Annotated in this window: 1 protein-coding gene; it reads left to right on the top strand. The window is 67.7% G+C overall.

Annotation, left to right across the window (positions count from 1 at the left end):
* The coding region (locus BTW08_RS18525) for an Ig-like domain-containing protein (protein WP_168170689.1) at positions 1-465 on the top strand (465 nt) is incomplete at both ends.

Raw genomic sequence — 465 nt, 5'->3', positions numbered from 1 at the left:
ACACTAAAGTCAGCTACACCGTCAGCGATGGCCAAGGCGGCACCGCCACCTCGACGCTGACCGTAACGGTGACCGGTACCAACGATGCGCCGGTCGCCGTCGCCGATACCGGCAGCACCGGCGAGAACGCCACTCTCAATATCGCCGCGGCCCAGGGCGTGCTGGCCAACGACAGCGATGTCGATGGCGGCACGCTGAGCGTCAGCGCGGTCAACGGCGCGGCGGGCAGCGTGGGGCAGGCCATCACCGGCTCCAATGGCGGGACCTTCACGCTGAACGCGGATGGCTCCTACAGCTTCAATCCGGGCACGGCGTTCGATCGCCTGGCCGCGGGTCAGACCGACAAGACCCAGATCAGCTACACCGTCAGCGACGGCCAGGGTGGCACCGCCACCTCGACGCTGACCGTAACGGTGACCGGTACCAACGACGCGGCGGTGGCCGTCGCCGATACCCAGACTACCG

This window comes from Salinicola sp. MH3R3-1, assembly GCF_001937155.1.
In the GTDB taxonomy this organism is placed as follows: domain Bacteria; phylum Pseudomonadota; class Gammaproteobacteria; order Pseudomonadales; family Halomonadaceae; genus Salinicola; species Salinicola halophyticus.
This window is presented reverse-complemented; position numbering and strand designations above follow the sequence as displayed.